The sequence below is a fragment of the Pannonibacter phragmitetus DSM 14782 genome (assembly GCF_000382365.1).
GTDB classification, from domain to species: Bacteria; Pseudomonadota; Alphaproteobacteria; order Rhizobiales; family Stappiaceae; genus Pannonibacter; species Pannonibacter phragmitetus.
Genome location: NZ_KB908216.1, coordinates 128,219 through 147,245, shown reverse-complemented (window position 1 = coordinate 147,245; position 19,027 = coordinate 128,219). Strand labels below are relative to the sequence as shown.

Here is a 19,027-nt window from a genome sequence, read left to right as displayed (position 1 = left end):
ACCGGTGCCTGCGTGGTCACAGTTTCAGCGTGCGGGGGCATCGGCGGAACCAGCCCCTTTCTGGTTCCCGTCCGGGCCGCGCAGCTGCCACGCGCCTGCCGGGGCGAGGGAGGCGCAGGCCGGGATCTTCCCGGTCACGGGATCAAGGATATAGCGCTGCACCACCCGCATCTGCGGCCGCTCGATGCCATTGTCATCGGGCTGGATGGAGAGCGGATAGTCGCCCCACCAGTCACCGGCGGCCCAGTAGGTCCAGCCGATCCAGGTGTCCGGGTTGTCATTGACGAAACCGGCCATGCGGCCGATGGCGTCGAGACAGTCCGGGCTGGCGGTGCCGCCGAATTCGCCCAGCAGCGCCCGGCTGCCGGTGGCCTTCAGCCAGTCCGTCACCCGGCTGAGGGATTCAATCGCCATGTCCGTTGCCGGGCAGGTGCGGTTGGTGCCGGAAAAATCGTGGTCGGGATACTGGTGGATGTCGAAGGCGAAATTGTTCAGAGGATCAATGACGCCGGTCATCACCTCAGCATTGCTGCCGCCGTTCTGCTCCGCGAACCAGTGATAGGCACTGGTCCAGATGGTGCCGGGCACGAGGATCATGTTGTCCGCGCCGTTTTCCCGGATCGCCGCGATGGCCGCATTGACGGAGGGCAGCCAGAAGGCGGCATCCATATAGTCCGGCTCGTTCTGCAGCTCGAACATCACCTGTGGGTCGCCCGCATGAAAGGCGGACATGCGGCGCCAGAAATCCACGAAGGCGGCGGCTGGCACCTCCGGCGAGCCGATCTGCTTGCCGGCAAAGCGGGCGTTGGTGTGCGGGTCGAGAATGACGGTGAAGCCCATCTGCCGGGCCATGGCAACGCTTGCCAGCAGCGGCGTCAGTTCCCGGTCATCAAGCGGCCCGTAAAGCTCTGGCTGCAGCCGCTCCCATTTGAAGGGGAAGCGGACGATGTTCATGCCCTTGCCGGCCAGATAGGTGAGGGTCTTCTGCGTCGGATAGAAATGGGTGGTGCCGAGCTTGCCGACCGTATCGCCAAACTCTGCCCCGGCCACATTGGCGCCGCGCAGGCAGGCGAGGGTCTGGGCTGATGCGGGGGCGGCCGCAGGCAGGCACAAGAGGGCGGACAGAAGTCCGGCAATGAGCCTTGCGGGCGCAGGCCCGGCCGCTGCGCGCCCTGCCATCACTGCCCGTCCTTGCGGCCAGGGGGCGCGCCTGCCACGCTGCCCTGCCGCCAGTTGCGCAGCACGGTGATGATGGTGCTGGCCATATTGTCCACCCCCATGTGCTTCAGCGACCAGTTGCGGCAGAGATAGAGCACGGCAACGCTGTGCAGCGTGCCGATGGCCGCAATCCCGGCCATGCCATAGACCGGGGCGGCCAGTACAAGCGCGCCGATATAGACGGCAAAGGCGACCGACCGCATGGCCAGAAAGTAACGCTCGCCGCCGCCGATCATCATGAGGTTGGTGCCGGGCCCGAAGAAGGCATGCAGCACCGGCAGCAGGCACAGGATTGCCAGAACATTGAAATGCCCGGCAAAGCTCGGCTCGAACAATCCGAGCGCAAACTTGCCGATCAGCATCATGAACACATAGGCGAGCAGGGTTCCGGTGAAGCTGGCGGCGGAGAGGATGGAGATCAGATACTGCGCTCCGGCGGTGTTCCGCTCCTGCAGCTTTGCAGAAACCATGGGCACGCCGACGGTGTCGATGATGGTGACGGGCAGCATCAGCAGCGCGGCAAGGCGGAAGGCTACGAAATAGAATGCGGCGGCCTCAAGGCTCAGGAAGATGCCGATGAGGATGGTTTCCAGATAGAGCGAGGCCGAGACGAAGAAGCTGTTGGCGGTGAAGAACAGGCTTTCCTGCGTCCATTCCCGCTTCTGGCTGCTGCCGCCTGCCATGTGCGTCTGCCGCAGGAAGCCCCGGCCTTCCAGAGCCAGCATGCGAAGCACCTGATAGCCAACCACCAGCACCAGAAGCACCGTGGTGATCTCCATCGCCCTGGCACCGGAATCCATGAAGCCGGTCCAGGTGAAGAACGGGAAGCAGAGAAGCGTCAGGATGCGCCAGATGTTCTCGCGCGGCGTCAGCGCCAGCCCGACATTGCCCTTCACCCGGAAATAATACTGCATGTACTCGCTGACGGAAAAAACCGCAGCGAACACGAAGGCCACATGCAGGGCCTGATAATGCAGCTCAAGACCCTGCCGGAACGGATAGATGAGGGCCGTGGCGGCCGCCAGGAACAGGGCGCCGCAGGCAAGCCAGACCGCATTCATCCGCAAGAGGGCCGCGTTGCCGGGCGCATCCTCCGGATTGCCGGCGTTGCGGTAATGCTTGAGCAGCAGCACGTTCTGGCCGAGCACCAGAACAAGGCCCAGCGACGAACCAACAGAGAAGAGGAAGTTGTAGAGACCGTATTCCTCGATGGTCAGCATGCGGCTGGCCATCAGCAGAACGGAAAAGCTGAGCACGGGCGAGGCCAGCCGGCTGACCAGCGACCAGAGAAATTCCTTCACATTGACGCGGGACAGCAGCTGGCGAAGCGCATTCATTCTGCGTCGGCCTCTGTCAGCACCGGAAGGGCCGCCATTTTGCGCCTGCGGACATGGTCCAGGAAGCCGCTGAACTGCGGTCCGATCACCTCAGGCAGATAGGTCCGGGCAGAAGCCAGCGCGCCTGCACTCAGCGCGGCATAGCGGTCTGCACAAGCAGCAGTTTTCAGGATTGCCTCCTTGAGGGCGGCCGCATCGGCCGGCGGAACATGGAACCCATTGACCCCATCTACGATGTTTTCGGCCACGCCGCCTATATTGGTCGAAATGACAGGAATGGCATGGGCAAAGGCTTCGATCGATGACCGGCCGAAGGCCTCGCGCCCGATGGACGGATAGGCCAGAACGTCGATGCCTGCAAGGAACTCGTCCGCCTTCACCCAACCGTGAAACACCGTATTGTGCTGAGGAAAGCGGGCGCGGACCTCTTCGGCGTAGTTGTCCCGCGAGGCGCCTTCTCCGGCGATGTGGAACTCGATGCTGCGGTCATCCGCCAGCAGGCGGGCGGCACCGGCGAGATGGGCAAGTCCCTTGAAGTGGCTGTGCAGCCCCAGAAAGCCAACCCGCAGCGGCCGTCCTTGCGGGAAGGGGCGCGGCGCAGAGGCCTGCAGTCCGGGCAGGACTGCGGGGATGCGGCGCATCTCGGCGTTGGGGAAATAGCCCTCCAGCCGGTGGCGGTCCAGCACGTCCTGGGATTCGCCCACCACCCCGTCGACAAAGCGGGTGAAGCCGCGCTTGCCCAGAGAGGTCAGCTTGCAGCTGGTACACTGGCGCGCGCAATTCTCCGACCGCTTCTGCATCACCGAGTTCCAGCAGATGAGGAAGGAATTGAAGGCCGTATGCACCACAGGCAGGCCTGCCATTTTCGCCGCTGCCCAGCTCGCCACATTGATGTTCTCGATACTGACGGTCAGAAACAGATCCGGCTGCGTGCGCGCAATCTGCCGGCGCATGGCCGAAAAGGCGAAGGGGTTGCCGTTCTCCAGAGCATGCCAGACCGGCTTTTTCCAGCCAGCCTTGCGCTTCATGTAGTCCCAATAGACATTCGGGCTGGCAATCCGGTGCACCCGGATGCCGGACACCTCTTCCTCCGCATCCGTGTCGCCCACATTGACGACGGTCAGATCCGCTCCCTGCGACTGCAGCATCTTCGCCAGCATGAAGGAGGACGTCTGGGCTCCTCCGGGCAGGTTGGGGGGGAAGGCGGCACAGGCCATCAGGATGCGCATAGTCTGGGCTCGTCGTCGTTGCGGTTCGTCCTTGATAGCTGAGGAGTCTTGAGGAAACGTAAGGTCGGCCGGCCACATAGCAGACACGAATACGCAACCGGTAAAGGCCGGATCTGACGCTCCGGTAAATGCGGGCTTGATCAAGCCCTTGTTAAAAGAGCTATGCCATTGTCGCCTTCAGATGACGGCAGCAGCTGGCAGCGGCAGATCGGAAACGGAAACAGGCCCTCATGACACCAGTCGTGCCCGGCATTCCCCTGAAAGCAAGGATCAGGGCGTCGGTTCTTTCGGGAACCGCGCGCCTTCTGCATGGCCTTGGTCTGGATGCCGTTGTGGGGCGGCGCTATGGCGGCAGCGGCGCGGTGCTGATGTTCCACGAGTTCGTCCGCGACAGTGCCCAGACGCTGGGGCAGGGCTGCCGGATCGATGATTTCGAAGCCATCCTGACCGGACTTCAGCGCCAGGGCCGGGAGTTTGTTACGCTGGACGAGGCGCAGCGGCGGCTTGAGGCTGGCGATACGCGCCCCTTCGCCGCGCTGACCTTTGATGATGGCTACCGCTCCAACGTGGACCTGGCCCTGCCGGTGATGGAGCGCCACGGCGCGCCTGCCACCATCTTCGTGCCAACGGACATGCTCAACCGGTCCATCAATGCCTGGTGGCTGGGCCTGCGCGAACTGGCATTGCATCATGACAGGCTCGCCATTGAGCCCATGGGCCAGATCATCGAGAGCCGTACCCGCGCTGAGAAGGCGGCGGCGCTGGAGCATATGACCGCCTGGGTCTGGGCTGACTTTGCCAGAGCCGCCCTGCTGCCGGATGTCTTTGCTGCCCATGGGCTGGACATGCCGGGTCTCGTGGACAGACTGGCGATGACAGCGGAAGAGGTGAAGGCCATCGACCGGCACCCGCTTGTCGAGATCGGTGCCCATACCACCACACACCGGGCGCTTGCGCTGCTTTCAGGGCCTGAAGCGGAGGCGGACATCGCCGCCAACAAGACCTATCTCGAAGCCTTGCTCGGCCGTGAGGTCCGCTGGTTCGCCTATCCCTATGGCGCGCCGTCAATCAGCGGCACCCGGGAGGCGGAGATCCTGCGCAGGCTTGGCTTCCGTGGCGCGGTAACCACCGAGCCGGGCTGCCTCTTCCCGCAACATGCGCAAGCGCGCTGGCTCTGGCCACGGCAGAATGGCGAGTTCGCCGCTCATGCCGTGCCGCAGGCGCTTAGCGGCGCTCATGGTGTCTTCCGTGCCCTGCGCAGTGGCTGGGGCGAGCCTGCCGTCAATACGCGCCCAACCTCAGGACCTTCTTCATGACGGCACAGCTTCCCGAGCCTGTCCCGCCTTTCGCAGGCAAGACCATCGTGCACGTGGTGCGCCAGTTCTACCCGATGATCGGCGGGCTGGAGGATGTGGTGCGCAATCTCGCAGGCCGTCAGACCGGGCGCTTTGGCCGGGTGAAGGTGGTGACGCTGAACCGCCTGTTCATCGAACCGGACCGTCTGCTGCCTGCGCAGGAGACGATCGACGGCTTCGAGGTGCGGCGCATTCCGTTCCGGGGCTCGCCGCGCTATCCGCTGGCACCGTCCGTTTTCGCTGAGATTGCGGGAGCCGATCTCATCCACGTGCATGCGGTCGATTTCTTCTTCGACAGCCTTGCCTGGACATCGCCTTTCCGCCGCACGCCGATGGTGGCGACCACGCATGGCGGCTTCTTCCATACTGCCGATCACAAGCGGCTGAAGACGCTCTGGTTCAACACCGTCACGCGGCTTTCCGCCAGCCGTTACCGGGGCATTGCCTGCTGCAGCGAAAGTGATCTGGCGACCTTCTCCCGCATTGCGCCCTCGCGGGTGCGGCTGATCGAGAATGCGGCAGATCTGGAAAAATTCGGCGGCGCAGCCTCGCCCGTGCCGGTGAAGGGGCTGATGACCATCGGCCGCTTCTCTCACAACAAGCGGCTCGATGCGCTGCTCGACATGATGAAGGTGCTGCTTGCAAAAGACGGTGCGTGGCATCTGCACATCGCGGGCAGCGGCTCGGACTGGAGCGAGGCGGATGTGCGCGGCATGATCGCGGAGCGCGGGCTTGAAGCTGCAGTGTCGCTGCACTGCAATCCGTCCAACACCCGTATCCGCGAGGTGATGGGCCGTTGCAGCCTGTTCGTCAGCGCCTCGAATTACGAGGGCTTCGGCGTTGCCATGATCGAGGGGCTGAGTGCCGGTCTCCTGCCGGTGGTGGAGCCCAACACGGCTTTTGTCTCTCTTGCCCGCAAGCATCCGATGGTCCGCCTCGCAGGTTTTGGCGATCCGGTCAAGGCGGCGCAGGCTGTGGAAGAGGTATGGGCGGTGCTGATGGCCGATCCTTTGGCTCAGCGTCAGGCCGCTATTGCCTCGGCGGCACAGCACGGCTGGGCCGGAACGGCAGCCGCCTATGAACGGCTCTATGCGGATGCCTTGAAACTTGCTTGATGATGTAAGGCCGCTCAGGCCTTGCGGCCTCTCTCGAAGCCGGGTGGAAGCCTCCAGCGGCTGGTGACGGCGGGCTGAGGCCGCTTGCGGCGGAACAGGGCGGGCAGAGCAAGGCGGCTGGCTCCGGCAGGGTGCTTGCCGTTCCAGGCATCGGCGGCCCCGGCGCAGAGCCAGAGCAGGCCGCCGGTCTTGATGGTCGACAGCGAGTAGGACACGATCATCAGCAGGCAGATGTAGGCGACCATCAGCACCTTGAAGCGCCAGCCGGCATCCGATGCCGCCGGAGCGTAGACATAGAGCACCCAAAGGCCCAGAAGGCCGATGGCCCCCGTCTGGAACAGGGCAAAGGCATAGCCGCTGTCGGACAGATAGGTCTCCATGGTGGAAATGCCGAGAATGCCCTTCCAGTCCAGCTTCATCAGCAACTGGCCAGAGTAGAGCCAGCGGCCTGTCAGCGTGTCGTCCCAGCCGAGCCTGTTGCTGGCAGCGGCATAAATGATGAGCAGCAGCACGATCAGGATGGGCGCTGCCACCAGCACGGCGCGCGGGGTGATGCGGTTGAGCGGGGCAATGAGGAAGAAGCTCAGCGACACGAACATGCCGAAGCGGGCGTCGCCCAGAATGATCACCGCAAAGGCCAGCGCGAACAGCAGCAGGCGGCCCTGCATGTCCTGCCGGAACACCGCCCACATGACGAGAAACGCACCGAAGTTGCCCATCGACACCGGCTCCAGGAACACCGACGAAACACGGTGGGCACCAAGAAAGGCAAAGAAATTGCGCCCGCCCAGCCGCACGCCGCTGTGGAACAGGGGGCTGTCCTCGCCGAGGAAATTGCTGTCTGCCGTGATCGTGCCTCGGGCGACGTAATAGTCGAAGATATTGATGTTCTGGAGAAACAGGTCGAGGAACAGGTACTCGATCAGGCCGGTGGCTATGACGAGCAGCGCCGACCAGAGCACCAGCCGGTCTACCTGCCGGATGTCATGGATCTGGCGGCCCAGAAAATAGAAGATCACCGGCACCAGCGCATCGCGCACCGATTTGGGGTCAATGACCCCGCGCAGGGCCATGATCATCAGCATGTAGGCCAGATAGATGCCGATGACCACATAGAGGTTCGCCCGGCGCGTCATGGCCAGCAGCAGGGCGCAGGCGGTCAGCAGCAGCTCGCTCAGCACTACATGGTTCTGCGAGATGCCCATCACCCTCGTGTTGACGAAGGCAAGGCCGAGGTTGAAGATCAGCGTGCCAAAGATGATCGCATAAACCGCCATCAGCCAGGCGGGACTGCGCTCCTGCGGACATGCGGGCTGCACCCTTGCGCCGGCCGGGGGCAGGCGGAAACGGCCGTGGGCCGTTCCGTCAGGCTGCTTCAAGGACGACATTGCCGATCACCCGGTCCTGCCAGGGCTGGATATAGGCCAGCACCCGGTCGAGATCCGCCATCCGCGTGGCGCCCAGCTGGCTCACCAGCACGATGGCATCGCAGTTCTTCAGCAGCACCGGCAGGATCGGATTGCTTTCGGACGGGCCGCAGTCGATCAGCAGGAAATCCTGGCCTTCGTCCATCAGCGAGGCGGGGCCGGCGTATTTGCGCCGTTCATTGACCCGTTCGACGCTGAGATAGCGCGACAGGGCGGCATTGCGCTCCGGCGCCTCACCGGTTGTCCTGGCCAGCTCGCCCTTGCGCGGTATGGGCCGGTCTTCCGGCGTGCCCTGTTCTGACTGCGGCAGGGCCTGAGCCAGCAGCACATCCTCGTTCATCTCATGCAGCGCCTCGGCGATGCCCCGGGCAACAGGCCGGGTGTCCAGCATGTCAGAGGTGCGAAGAATGAGAATATTGGCGGGAAGCTCTTCCGACAGGGCATAGCGCAGGGCATAGGCAACACGGGTCATGCCCATTTGCGCCTCGTTGCGCAAGGCGGGTGGCGTGCTGCCACCTTTACGGCCCAGAAGCTTGCGTGCGGGGGCGGCTGCCAGAACCGGCAGGTTTGTGAGGACGGGAGCGCCGGTCCAGTCCACGAGGTCCCGCTCGGAGTTGAGCCGCCCGCTGACGATCTCGGCCGCAACGGCGCCACCTGCGGCCGTTGCCAGGCCGAAAATGGCAGCCGCAGCGATGATGAGCACGGAAGACGGTCCGTTCGCCGAAAGCGGCGGCTGTGCAGCGGAAAGGATGCGGGAATTGGTGGCGGTCACATTCTGCTGTTCGGCCAGTTCCTGCGCACGCTTCATGAAGAGCTGATAGACGCCCCGGCGCGTGTCGGCCTCAGCCTCCAGCTGCCGCAACTCGATCTGCGCCTGGCTCTGCGTGGAATTGGCGGACTTCAGCTGGTCGATCCGGCTTTCCAGACCGGCAAGATTGGCCTGTGCCCGCTCGAAGTCGCTGCGGATGTTGCGCTGGACGCGGGAGAGCTCATCCGAGATCTGGCGGCGGGTGTTCTGCATCTGCGCTGCAATCTCACGCATCTGCGGATGATTGGCGCCAAGCGTGGTGGAAGCGCGGGCCTCCTGCTCGGCCAGGTTCGCATATTGCACCCGAAGCGAACTCAGTACCGTGTTGGCCACGTCTACCGGGATCGCTCCGGCCTCGATATCGGACGGGCTCAGGCGGCGGATCAGCTCGAAGGTGTTCTTGGCCTTTTCCAGGTCCACTCGCGCCTGTGTCAGCTGGGTGTTGAGGTCCTGCAGCTGCTGGTTCACCACAAGGCCACCCTGTGTGGTGGAGATCAGGCCATTGTCGGCGCGGTATTTCTCCACCGCAGCCTCGGCCTGCTGCACCTGCGCCTGCAGCTGGTCGGCCTGCGTCTTCAGCGACTGGCTGGTGCGCTGGAAGCCTTCCGAGCGGGCTTTGGCGGCTTCCGCCAGATAGGCCGCAGCTGTGGCATTGGCTATATCGGCGGCCCGGTCCCGGTTGGGATGTGTCGCGGCGATCTGGAAGATGAAGGTCTTTTCGATCCGCTGCACCTGCAGCCGCTTGCGCAGCGCCTCGATCACCGCCATCCGCCGTCCGGCCGGATCGGGCGCGGAAAACAGGAAAGGCAGCAAGGTCTGCCGCAATCCCTTGCCGGAGAAGGCCGGATCATTCTCCAGCTCAAGCGAAGTCACTACCCGGTCCAGAACCGGGGTGGACATCAGCACGAAGGCCTGGCTGTCCACATCGAAGCCTTCGAGAGGCGATGCACCTTCCCGGCCGGAGAATTCCCGCCCAAGGATCTGCAGGCTCGGCGGCTCCACGAGAAGTTCAGCCGACGCCGTGTAGGCGGGGGCACGCGTCAGCGCGAAAAGCACAGCCAAGCCGGTCAGCAGCGCGGGAACAACAATGATCCACCGCAGGCGGCGCGCGAGAATTGCCGGAATGTCAGAAACTTCAACCATGACTGAAAACCGTTGGCGAGGCGATGGGCGGCAAACCTCTGGAGCTGACCGGGGCGGCGGGCATGCCCGCGCCGTAGTGTTAGGAAAGATGAAGAGATATGATTAACAATTGGAAAATGGGGTGCTATGCCAGCTTCAGACTGCCCTAGCGTTTGCAAAAGGACGGCATTTGCCATGGTAAATGAAATCATGACAACAATGTAAGAATTCTTGGTATGGCGTTGAGGATGTATAATCTATAGAGTGCCTTTCTCTTGGAAATTAAGGCGTTGTTGATCTGTTTTGACCAATTTCCCTCAGTCAAAAGAGTGTTGAAGTGGGGCGCTGAGGATGTTGATGCCTGAATTGACCTTGGGAATGCCTTTAGGGGCCGGGGTCGCGCAAATTGGTCCGCTCGGTATCAACAGGTTATCGCGTGCGCAGGCCATCGATATGCTGCGCACATCCCAGTTGTTGCGGATCAAGATGGATGTCGCCATCTGCAACGCGCATACGGTCCTCCTGGCGCTTGATCATCCGGAATATGCGGAAACACTGTCCCGCATGACACTGTTCAACGATGGGATCGGCGTAGATATTGCCGCGCGTGCCATCACGGGCAAGGCGTTTCCGGCAAATCTGAATGGCACTGACCTTGTGCCTGCGATTCTGGAGAACATTGGGCTGCCCTTGCGGATCTATCTGCTGGGGGCAAGGCCGGGTTCGGTCGCAGGTGCGGCAGAGTTTATTGGTGCGCATTACCCGCAGCATCAGGTCGCAGGATTCCATGACGGCTACTTTGCCCGCGAGGACAAGGATTCCATCATTGCGCGGATCAATGCAGCCAATGTGGATCTGTTGCTCGTCGGCATGGGCAATCCCGCTCAGGAACGTTTCATTGTCGAGAACCGGGACAAACTGAATCCGACGCTCTGCATCGGCGTTGGAGCGCTGTTCGATTTCCTGTCCGGGGAAGTGGTGCGGGCGCCGCGCTTCCTGCAGGCCGCTGGCCTCGAGTGGCTTTTCCGCCTGATGCAGGAGCCGCGCCGCCTGGGCAAGCGCTACACGGTCGGCATCTACCGGTTCCTTGCTGCCGTCTTGCGCCTGCGCGCCGAGGCCCGCCGTGCCCGGCCGGGTGGCCGCGCCATGCCCCTGCTGTAACGCCCGTTCCGGTCTCACCCCGGACTGCAAGGTCCGGCACACGGCCATCTGTGGCCGCCGCATCAGACATTCGGCGGAGGCCGGTGCATCCGGCTTGGCCGCTGGCGGCAAGGCGGGTAGAACGGGGGCATGACACGTTCTGCCACATCTCTTGCGCTGCCCCTTGCCCTTCCGGTCTTCGAGCCCGGCTGGGTGTGGCTGGCGGGTGCCGGCCCCGGCGATCCGGGGCTCCTGACGCTTCACGCCCTCAACGGGCTGCAGCAGGCGGATGCGGTGGTTTATGACGCGCTGGTCGATACCAGCATCCTCGATTTCGCCCGGCCCGGCACCTTGCTGGAATATGCAGGCAAGCGCGGCGGCAAGCCGAGCCCGAAGCAGCGCGACATCACCCTGCGGCTGATCGAGCTGGCGCAAGAGGGCCAGCGGGTGCTGCGGCTGAAGGGCGGCGATCCCTTCGTCTTTGGCCGGGGCGGGGAGGAGGCGCTGGGCCTTGCCGGCGCACATGTGCCCTTCCGCATCATTCCCGGCATCACCGCCGGCATCGGCGGCCTGGCCTATGCGGGCATCCCGGCCACGCACCGCGACACCAATCAGGCAGTCACTTTCTTGACCGGGCACGACCAGTCTGGCCTTGCGCCGGAGGCGATCAACTGGAAGGGCATCGCGGAAGGCTCGCCGGTGATCATCATGTATATGGCGATGAAGCATCTTCCGGAGATTTCGCAGGCGCTGATAACCTGTGGACGTCCTGTGGATGAGCCTGTGGCTATCGTGTGCAATGCGTCGCAGCCGGACCAGAAAGTGCTGGTGACGGCACTGGGCAGCTGCGCGCAGGATACCGAAGCGGCGGGGCTTGAGCCGCCCGCCATCGTCTGTGTCGGCGAGGTGGTGCGCCTGCGTGACGGGCTCGACTGGATTGGCGCCATGGCGGGGCGGGTTCTGGTGTCCGATCCGCTGGGGCTGTCCGGGGATCCGCAGCAGGCTGCAGGATCAGGCGCATGAGCCAGTCTCTTCCGCCTGCACTCATGCTGGCCGCGCCGTCCTCCGGCTCTGGCAAGACGGTGCTGACCCTTGCCCTGCTCGCCGCCCTGCGGCGCAACGGCCTTGCCGCGCGCGGGGCCAAATGCGGGCCGGATTACATCGATCCGAAGTTCCATGAGGCAGCCGCAGGCGCGGTTTCCGTCAATCTTGACCCCTTCTCCATGCCGCCGCCCGTGCTGCGCCAGCTTGCAGCGCAGGCCGGGCAGGGGGCCGGTCTGCTGCTGATCGAGGCGGCGATGGGCCTTTTCGATGGTGCTTCCGATGGCTCCAGCAGTGCGGCCGATGTGGCGGCTGCGCTGGGTGTGCCCGTGGTGCTGGTGATCGATTGCGGCCGTCAGGCGCAGTCGGTTGCTGCCGTCGTGCGCGGCTTCCGCGATCACCGCGCCGATGTGGAGGTGGCGGGCGTCATCCTTAACAAGGTGGGCTCTGCCCGGCATGGCGCCATGCTCAGGGCGGCGCTTGCCCCGCTTGGCCTGCCGGTGCTGGGCGAGGTGCCGCGCAGCGGGGCGCTGGTTCTGGCCGAACGGCATCTGGGGCTGGTGCAGGCCTCCGAGCGTGAGGATCTGACGCAGTTTCTTGAAGGAGCAGCGGATGCGGCTTCCCGCTCCGTTGATCTTGCAGCGCTGGCCGCGCTCGCCCGTCCGCTTGCGGCAGCTGAGGGCGTGCCGTCCGGCTGGCCCATCCTGCTGCCGCCTCCGGGGCAGCGCATTGCCGTTGCCAGTGACGTTGCCTTTGCCTTTGCCTATCCGCACCTTCTGCGGGGCTGGCAGGCGGCGGGGGCTGAAATCCTGCCCTTCTCGCCCCTTGCGGACGAGGCGCCGGACGCAGGGGCAGATGCGGTCTATCTGCCGGGCGGCTATCCGGAGCTTCATGCAGGCCGGCTTGCGGCAGCCTCCGGCTTCAAGGCCGGGATGCAGCAGGCGGTGGAACGCGGCGCTGCGGTTTACGGCGAGTGCGGCGGCTACATGGTGCTGGGCGAGGGGCTGATCGATGCTGGCGGCGAGAGGCATGCCATGCTGGGTTTGCTGCCGCTCGTCACCAGCTTTGCCGCGCGCAAGCTGCATCTGGGCTACCGGCGGCTGACCGCGCTGGGCGGCCTGCCCTTTGCGGGAGTGGAAAAAGGTGCGGCGCTGGCCGGGCACGAGTTCCACTATGCCAGCATCATCCATGAGGGCGAGGCGGAGCGGTTGTTTGCCGCCCGTGATGCGCTGGGGGATGATCTGCCTGCAATGGGGCTGCGGTGCGGAACGGTTTCGGGCTCCTACGCCCATCTGATCGCCCGCGTCTGATCCCCCGCGTCTGATCTCCCCTGGACATGCAAAAGGCCACCGGTTCTGGCGTGAACCGGTGGCCTTTGATTTTGTGGTTCCAGGCTCTCACCCGGCGGGCGGCTGCAGGGCGATCTGCCGGGCCACGGCCAGCGACAGCAGCGTGCAGACAGCACCCGAGAGCAGATAGAGCCCAGCGGCAAAGAGGCCGAACCAGGTGGAGAGCAGCAGCGCGCAGAGCGGCGCAAAGCCTGCGCCGAACATCCACGACAGGGCCGAAACATAGGCCGAACCCGTGTAGCGGTTGCGCTGGTCGAACAGCGATGCCACGGCGCCGGAGGACTGGGCCAGGTTGAAGCCGAGGATCAGGAAGCCGATCATCAGATAGGCCGTGACACCGGCCGATCCGCCATTCAGCAGCAGCGGCGCGCTGAGGGCAAAGGCAGCAATGGCCCAGGCACCCCAGACGAGGATCTTCTGTCGGCCGATACGGTCGGACAGCCAGCCGGAGAACAGCATGGCGAGGATGCCAATCCCGGCTCCGGCAGCCTCGATCAGCAGGAATGAGCCAAGGGTTTCATCGGTGTAGAGGAAGATCCACGACAGCGGGAAAACCGTGACCATGTGGAACATGGCAAAGCTGGCCAGAGGCACGAAAATGCCGACCAGCATGGTGCGCCCATCCTGCGACAGGGTGGTGGAAAGCCGCGTCGGCGTCAGCTCGTTCGACTTGAACAGCTCGGTGAACTCCGGCGTATCGACAATGCGCAGGCGGGCAAACAGCGCCACCACATTGATGGCGAAGGCCACGAAGAACGGATAGCGCCAGCCCCAGTCGAGGAAGTCGGCGGAGGACAGCGTCAGCACCAGATAGGCAAAGAGCACGGCCGCAACGGCAAGGCCGGCAACAGCGCCCAGCTGAGGGACCATGGCGTAAAAGCCGCGCCGGTCCTTGGAGGCGGTGATGGCCAGAAGCGGCGCAAGACCGTCCCACGTGCCGCCAAGAGCCAGGCCCTGGCCGAAGCGCAGCAGCACCAGCATGCCGACGGCCCACCAGCCTGCGGTCTCGTAGGACGGCACGAGGCCCATGGCCACCGTGGAGGTGCCGAGCAGGAAGAGCGCCACCGTCAGCTTGGTGACACGGCCATGGCGCCGGTCGAGCGCCATGAACATCGCCGTGCCCAGCGGACGGGCGACGAAAGCGAGCGCCACGAGAGCGAAAGACCAGAGCGTGCCGGTCAGCGGATCAACGAACGGGAAAATCCGGGCCGGAAACACGATGACCGAGGCGATGGCGAAAACGAAGAAGTCGAAGAACTCCGACGTGCGCCCGATGATCACGCCGACCGCGATATCGGACGGGGAGACATCATGCTCCGACGTGCCGCGCCCGCTCGAAGAGGAATTCGTGGATGAGATATCGGCTGTGTTCGCCATCGGATCCGGCCACTTTCATGAGGACTGACGGAGTGCGGCTGCAAGCCTGCGGCCTGTTGCTGCACCGGTAAATACGTATTTAGGGCTCAATGCCGCAGTGCGAAATTTTTTTACAGGTGACAAATTGTCGTATGTGCGCCTGCACAAATTCGCTCTAGGTGCTTTGCGCAAGATCAAATCGCGTCAGTTTGCGTTCGGGGGGAGGCAGCTGACGGGTGCGGCAAACTGTCAGGGTAAACCATGTCGAAGCTTCGCCTCCCGAGAATACTCGCTGCGTGCGGCGCCTTTCTGCTGCTGTCCGCATGCAAGGCCGAGGTCCTTGCACCGTCCGGTGACGTTGCAGCGCAGCAGCGCGACCTGCTGGTCATCTCCACGCTCTTGATGCTGATCATCATCATCCCGGTGATGCTGCTGACCTGCTGGTTCGCCTGGCACTTCCGCTCCTCCAACAAGGCAGCGGCCTACAAGCCGGAGTGGTCGCACTCCACCAAGCTGGAACTGGTGATCTGGGCCGTGCCGCTGCTGATCATCGTCTCGCTGGGTGCGATCACATGGGTTGGCACCCATCTTCTGGATCCCTACCGTCCGCTGGACCGCATTGCCAAGGGCCAGCCGGTGAGCCCGGACGTGGAGCCGCTGCAGGTGCAGGTGGTGGCGCTCGACTGGAAGTGGCTCTTCATCTACCCGCAATATGGCGTGGCTTCGGTGAACGAGCTGGCAGCGCCGGTGGACCGGCCGATCCAGTTCACGCTGACGTCTTCCTCAGTGATGAATGCCTTCTACATCCCCGCCATGGCCGGCATGATCTATGCGATGCCGGGCATGCAGACGACGCTGCATGGCGTCTTCAACGAGGAAGGCACCTATCAGGGTCTTGCCTCGCACTACTCCGGCGCCGGTTTCTCCGGCATGCGCTTCAAGGCTCTGGCGAGCGATGCCGCCGGTTTCGAGGCCTGGGTCGAGGCCGCACGTGCAGGCGATCAGACGCTTGACCGCCCGTCCTATCTGGAGCTTGAGCGCCCCAGCGAGAACGTGGCACCGGCCACCTTCGCCAGCGTCGATCCGGAGCTTTTCCCGCGCATCGTCAACATGTGCGTCGAAAACGGCAAGATCTGCATGGCCGAGATGATGGCGCTGGATGCGCAGGGCGGCACCGGTCTTGCCGGCACCGTCAACATGTCCTCGCTCATCTATGACAAGTACGACCGCCGCGGCACCCGTGAGCCGGTTCTTGGCTGGGCGCCGTTCCAGGTGGTTGGCTTCTGCTCCACCGAAGAACTGCAGCAGATGCTGTCGGTGAAGCCGGCCTGGGCAGATGCACGCCCCGTCATCTCCGGCCCGCTGCGCGGCCACGGGCTCTCCCAGCCTGCTTCGCTCTTCGGTCAGCGCGATGACCGTTCCATCACTTACGCACTGCCGTTCTCCGGCTCTGCGCCCCAGCTCTGACAGGATCCGGGCATGGCCACGATAGATCACTCGACCACATTTCTTCTGGGGCGCCTCAACTGGAGCGCAATCCCCCAGGACCCAATCGTCTGGGCAACCTTCGCCGTTGTGGCGGTGGGCGGCATCGCGCTTCTTGCGGGCCTGACCTACTTCCGCCTCTGGGGCTATCTCTGGAAGGAATGGTTTACGACCGTCGATCACAAGAAGATCGGCATCATGTACATCATCCTTGCGCTGATCATGCTGGTGCGCGGCTTTGCCGACGCCATCATGATGCGCATCCAGCAAGTCTGGGCCTTCAACGGCTCGGAGGGCTATCTCAACGCCCACCACTACGACCAGATCTTTACGGCCCATGGCGTCATCATGATCTTCTTCGTGGCGATGCCGTTCGTCACGGGCCTGATGAACTATGTGGTGCCGCTGCAGATCGGCGCGCGCGATGTCTCCTTCCCCTTCCTGAACAATTTCTCGTTCTGGATGACGGTCGGCGGCGCGGTGCTGGTCATGGCCTCGCTCTTCGTGGGTGAATTCGCGCAGACCGGCTGGCTGGCCTTCCCGCCGCTGTCGGGCATCGGCTACAGTCCATGGGTGGGTGTCGATTACTACATCTGGGGCCTGCAGGTCGCGGGTGTGGGAACAACGCTATCGGGCATCAACCTGCTGGTGACCATCATCAAGATGCGCGCCCCCGGCATGACCCTGATGCGCATGCCCGTGTTCACCTGGACCTCGCTCTGCACCAACGTGCTCATCGTCGCTTCCTTCCCGGTGCTGACGATGACGCTGATCCTGCTGACGCTTGACCGCTACATCGGCACAAATTTCTTCACCAATGACCTTGGCGGCAACGCCATGATGTACATCAACCTCATCTGGATCTGGGGTCACCCGGAAGTGTACATCCTCATTCTGCCGCTGTTCGGCGTCTTCTCGGAAGTCACCTCCACCTTCTCCGGCAAGCGGCTGTTCGGTTACAGCTCCATGGTCTATGCCACGGTGTGTATCACGGTTCTCAGCTACCTTGTCTGGCTGCACCACTTCTTCACCATGGGCTCGGGCGCCTCGGTGAATGCCTTCTTCGGCATCACCACGATGATCATTTCCGTGCCGACGGGTGCGAAGATCTTCAACTGGCTCTTCACCATGTACAAGGGCCGGGTGCGCTTCGAACTGCCGATGATGTGGACCGTCGCCTTCATGCTGACCTTCACGGTCGGCGGCATGACGGGCGTTCTGCTGGCCGTTCCCCCGGCTGACTTCGTGCTGCACAACTCGCTGTTCCTCGTGGCGCATTTCCATAACGTCATCATCGGCGGCGTGCTGTTCGGCTGCTTTGCCGCCATCGCCTACTGGTGGCCCAAGGCCTTCGGCTTCAAGCTGAATGTATTCTGGGGCAAGGTGTCGTTCTGGTGCTGGGTTGTCGGCTTCTGGCTGGCCTTCATGCCGCTCTACATCCTCGGCCTGATGGGCGTGACGCGCCGCATGCGGGTGTTCGATGATCCGGACCTGCAGATCTGGTTCATCCTCGCCGCCGCGGGTGCTGCGCTGATCGCCGCCGGTATCGCCGCCTTCTTCATCCAGATCGGCGTTTCCATCTGGAAGCGGAAGGAAAACATGGACCTGTCGGGCGACCCCTGGGATGGCCGTACGCTGGAATGGGCAACCTCTTCGCCCCCGCCGGCCTACAACTTCGCCTTTACCCCGGTGGTGCATGATCTCGATGCCTGGCACGACATGAAGCAGGCCGGACAGAAGCGCCCGAAGGCAGCGTTCCTGCCGATCCACATGCCGCGTTACACCGGCACGGGTGTCATCCTCTCGGGTCTGGCCACGGTCTGCGGCTTTGCCCTCGTCTGGTACATCTGGTGGCTGGCCGCACTGTCCTTCCTGGCGCTGATCGCCGTGGCGATTGCCCATACGTTCAACTATGACCGCGACTATTACGTGCCGGTCGATGAGGTCGAGCGGGTGGAAGGTGCCCGTGATCTCGAACTTGCGAAGATTGGAGCCTGAATCCGATGAGCACCACGGCCCATTCGGCAGGCGCTGCCGCAACCTACTGGGAAACCGAGCCGCATCATCATCCGGACGGCGCGTCGACCAAGCTCGGCTTCTGGATCTACCTGATGAGCGACTGCCTGATGTTCGCAGTCCTCTTCGCCTGCTTCGGCGTGCTGGGGCAGAGCTATGCGGCCGGTCCCGGCCCCAAGGCCCTGTTCGACCTGACCCTGATCGCGATCAACACGGGCTTCCTGCTCGTGTCGTCCATCACCTTCGGCTTTGCCATGCTGGCGATGTATGAGGGCCGTCAGGCCCGCATGCAGATGTGGCTGGCGGTGACCCTGGCTCTTGGTCTGGCGTTCCTGGCGCTGGAAATCTACGAGTTCCACCATCTGATCCACCTGGGGGCCGGGCCGCAGCGCTCTGCCTTCCTGTCGGCCTTCTTCGCGCTGGTCGGCACGCACGGCCTGCACGTCGCCTTCGGCTCCATCTGGCTGGTGACGCTGATGGTTCAGGTGAACCGCAAGGGTCTCATTCCGGCCAACACCCGGCGTATGGAATGCCTCAGCATGTTCTGGCATTTCCTCGACGTGATCTGGATCGGTGTCTTCACCTTCGTCTATCTTCTGGGGATGATCTGATGTCCGCACATTCCATCAAACCCCACAGCCATCATGGCGATCATGGGCAGGGCAATGTTGGCCATGACCACGGCAGCTACAAGTCCTATCTGATCGGCTTCGTGCTCTCGGTCATCCTGACGGCTATCCCTTTTGCCATCGTCATGACCGGCGGCTTTGAAAGCCGCGCGGTGACGGCGGTGATCGTGATCGGCTTCGCCGTCGTGCAGATCCTCGTGCACATGGTCTACTTCCTGCACATGAACAGCCGTTCGGATGAGGGCTGGACCATGCTGTCGATGATCTTCACGGTCATCGTGGTGGTGATCATGCTCGCTGGCTCCCTGTGGGTGATGTACAACCTCAACACCAACATGATGCCGCAGATGGATCACACCCAGATGCAGGGCTTCGGCTCCTGATCTCAGGCCGATGCCTG

15 protein-coding genes are annotated in these 19,027 nt (G+C 63.5%); 9 read left to right on the top strand and 6 right to left on the bottom strand.

Annotation, left to right across the window (positions count from 1 at the left end; all coding sequences use genetic code 11):
- Positions 1-24: 24 nt before the first annotated feature.
- From H163_RS0105600 to H163_RS0105590, 3 genes are read right to left on the bottom strand one after another with little or no spacing between them, the layout of a single operon-like run.
- The gene (locus H163_RS0105600) at positions 25-1,179 is read right to left on the bottom strand and encodes a glycoside hydrolase family 5 protein (protein WP_019963575.1); all 1,155 of its coding nucleotides are present in this window, start codon (positions 1,177-1,179) and stop codon (positions 25-27) included.
- Positions 1,179-2,555 carry a lipopolysaccharide biosynthesis protein gene (locus H163_RS0105595; RefSeq protein WP_019963574.1) on the bottom strand — a complete coding sequence of 459 codons (1,377 nt, stop codon included), beginning with the start codon at positions 2,553-2,555 and terminating at the stop codon, positions 1,179-1,181. Before H163_RS0105595 ends, H163_RS0105600 begins: the two co-directional genes overlap by 1 nt.
- Positions 2,552-3,784: a glycosyltransferase gene (locus tag H163_RS0105590; protein WP_019963573.1), complete on the bottom strand. Its 1,233-nt coding sequence runs from the start codon at positions 3,782-3,784 to the stop codon at positions 2,552-2,554. The genes H163_RS0105595 and H163_RS0105590 overlap by 4 nt, the downstream gene beginning before the upstream one ends.
- A gap of 230 nt (positions 3,785-4,014) precedes the next feature.
- Here H163_RS0105590 and H163_RS0105585 point away from each other — a divergent pair, with 230 nt between their 5' ends.
- Positions 4,015-5,100, top strand: a complete 1,086-nt coding sequence (locus H163_RS0105585) for a polysaccharide deacetylase family protein (RefSeq protein ID WP_115336385.1) — start codon at positions 4,015-4,017, stop codon at positions 5,098-5,100.
- Positions 5,097-6,254, top strand: coding sequence for a glycosyltransferase family 4 protein (locus tag H163_RS0105580; RefSeq protein WP_019963571.1), 1,158 nt, complete (start codon positions 5,097-5,099; stop codon positions 6,252-6,254). Before H163_RS0105585 ends, H163_RS0105580 begins: the two co-directional genes overlap by 4 nt.
- Positions 6,255-6,268: 14 nt before the next feature.
- Here H163_RS0105580 and H163_RS0105575 read toward each other — a convergent pair whose 3' ends face one another.
- Both H163_RS0105575 and H163_RS0105570 read right to left on the bottom strand, forming a co-directional pair.
- Positions 6,269-7,642, bottom strand: a complete 1,374-nt coding sequence (locus H163_RS0105575) for a hypothetical protein (protein WP_019963570.1) — start codon at positions 7,640-7,642, stop codon at positions 6,269-6,271.
- On the bottom strand, positions 7,620-9,632 hold the full coding sequence (locus H163_RS0105570; protein ID WP_019963569.1) for a GumC family protein: 2,013 nt from the start codon (positions 9,630-9,632) through the stop codon (positions 7,620-7,622). The genes H163_RS0105575 and H163_RS0105570 overlap by 23 nt, the downstream gene beginning before the upstream one ends.
- A gap of 432 nt (positions 9,633-10,064) precedes the next feature.
- Between H163_RS0105570 and H163_RS0105565 the strand changes: the two genes are divergently transcribed.
- The 3 genes from H163_RS0105565 to H163_RS0105555 all read left to right on the top strand — a co-directional run bounded on the left by H163_RS0105565 (position 10,065) and on the right by H163_RS0105555 (position 13,102).
- On the top strand, positions 10,065-10,772 hold the full coding sequence (locus H163_RS0105565) for a WecB/TagA/CpsF family glycosyltransferase (RefSeq protein ID WP_019963568.1): 708 nt from the start codon (positions 10,065-10,067) through the stop codon (positions 10,770-10,772).
- A 129-nt stretch (positions 10,773-10,901) separates the two neighbouring features.
- The gene (cobA, locus tag H163_RS0105560; protein WP_019963567.1) at positions 10,902-11,774 is read left to right on the top strand and encodes a uroporphyrinogen-III C-methyltransferase; all 873 of its coding nucleotides are present in this window, start codon (positions 10,902-10,904) and stop codon (positions 11,772-11,774) included.
- On the top strand, positions 11,771-13,102 hold the full coding sequence (locus tag H163_RS0105555; protein ID WP_026355493.1) for a cobyrinic acid a,c-diamide synthase CobB: 1,332 nt from the start codon (positions 11,771-11,773) through the stop codon (positions 13,100-13,102). Before cobA ends, H163_RS0105555 begins: the two co-directional genes overlap by 4 nt.
- An 87-nt stretch (positions 13,103-13,189) precedes the next feature.
- Here H163_RS0105555 and H163_RS0105550 read toward each other — a convergent pair whose 3' ends face one another.
- The gene (locus H163_RS0105550) at positions 13,190-14,518 is read right to left on the bottom strand and encodes an MFS transporter (protein WP_019963565.1); all 1,329 of its coding nucleotides are present in this window, start codon (positions 14,516-14,518) and stop codon (positions 13,190-13,192) included.
- Positions 14,519-14,758: 240 nt separating this feature from the next.
- On the opposite strand from H163_RS0105550, the gene cyoA reads away from it, so the two are divergent.
- The 4 genes from cyoA to cyoD are packed head-to-tail and all read left to right on the top strand — an operon-like array spanning position 14,759 to position 19,010.
- A complete protein-coding gene (gene cyoA / locus H163_RS0105545; protein ID WP_019963564.1) occupies positions 14,759-15,964 on the top strand; it encodes a ubiquinol oxidase subunit II in 1,206 nt (401 codons plus the stop codon).
- A 12-nt stretch (positions 15,965-15,976) separates the two neighbouring features.
- Complete coding sequence (gene cyoB / locus H163_RS0105540; RefSeq protein WP_019963563.1) at positions 15,977-17,980, top strand: cytochrome o ubiquinol oxidase subunit I; 2,004 nt, start codon at positions 15,977-15,979, stop codon at positions 17,978-17,980.
- Positions 17,981-17,985: 5 nt separating this feature from the next.
- Entirely contained in the window at positions 17,986-18,609 is a 624-nt protein-coding gene (gene cyoC, locus H163_RS0105535; RefSeq protein ID WP_019963562.1) for a cytochrome o ubiquinol oxidase subunit III, read from the top strand.
- Entirely contained in the window at positions 18,609-19,010 is a 402-nt protein-coding gene (gene cyoD / locus H163_RS0105530; RefSeq protein ID WP_019963561.1) for a cytochrome o ubiquinol oxidase subunit IV, read from the top strand. The genes cyoC and cyoD overlap by 1 nt, the downstream gene beginning before the upstream one ends.
- The last annotated feature ends 17 nt before the right edge of the window (positions 19,011-19,027 follow it).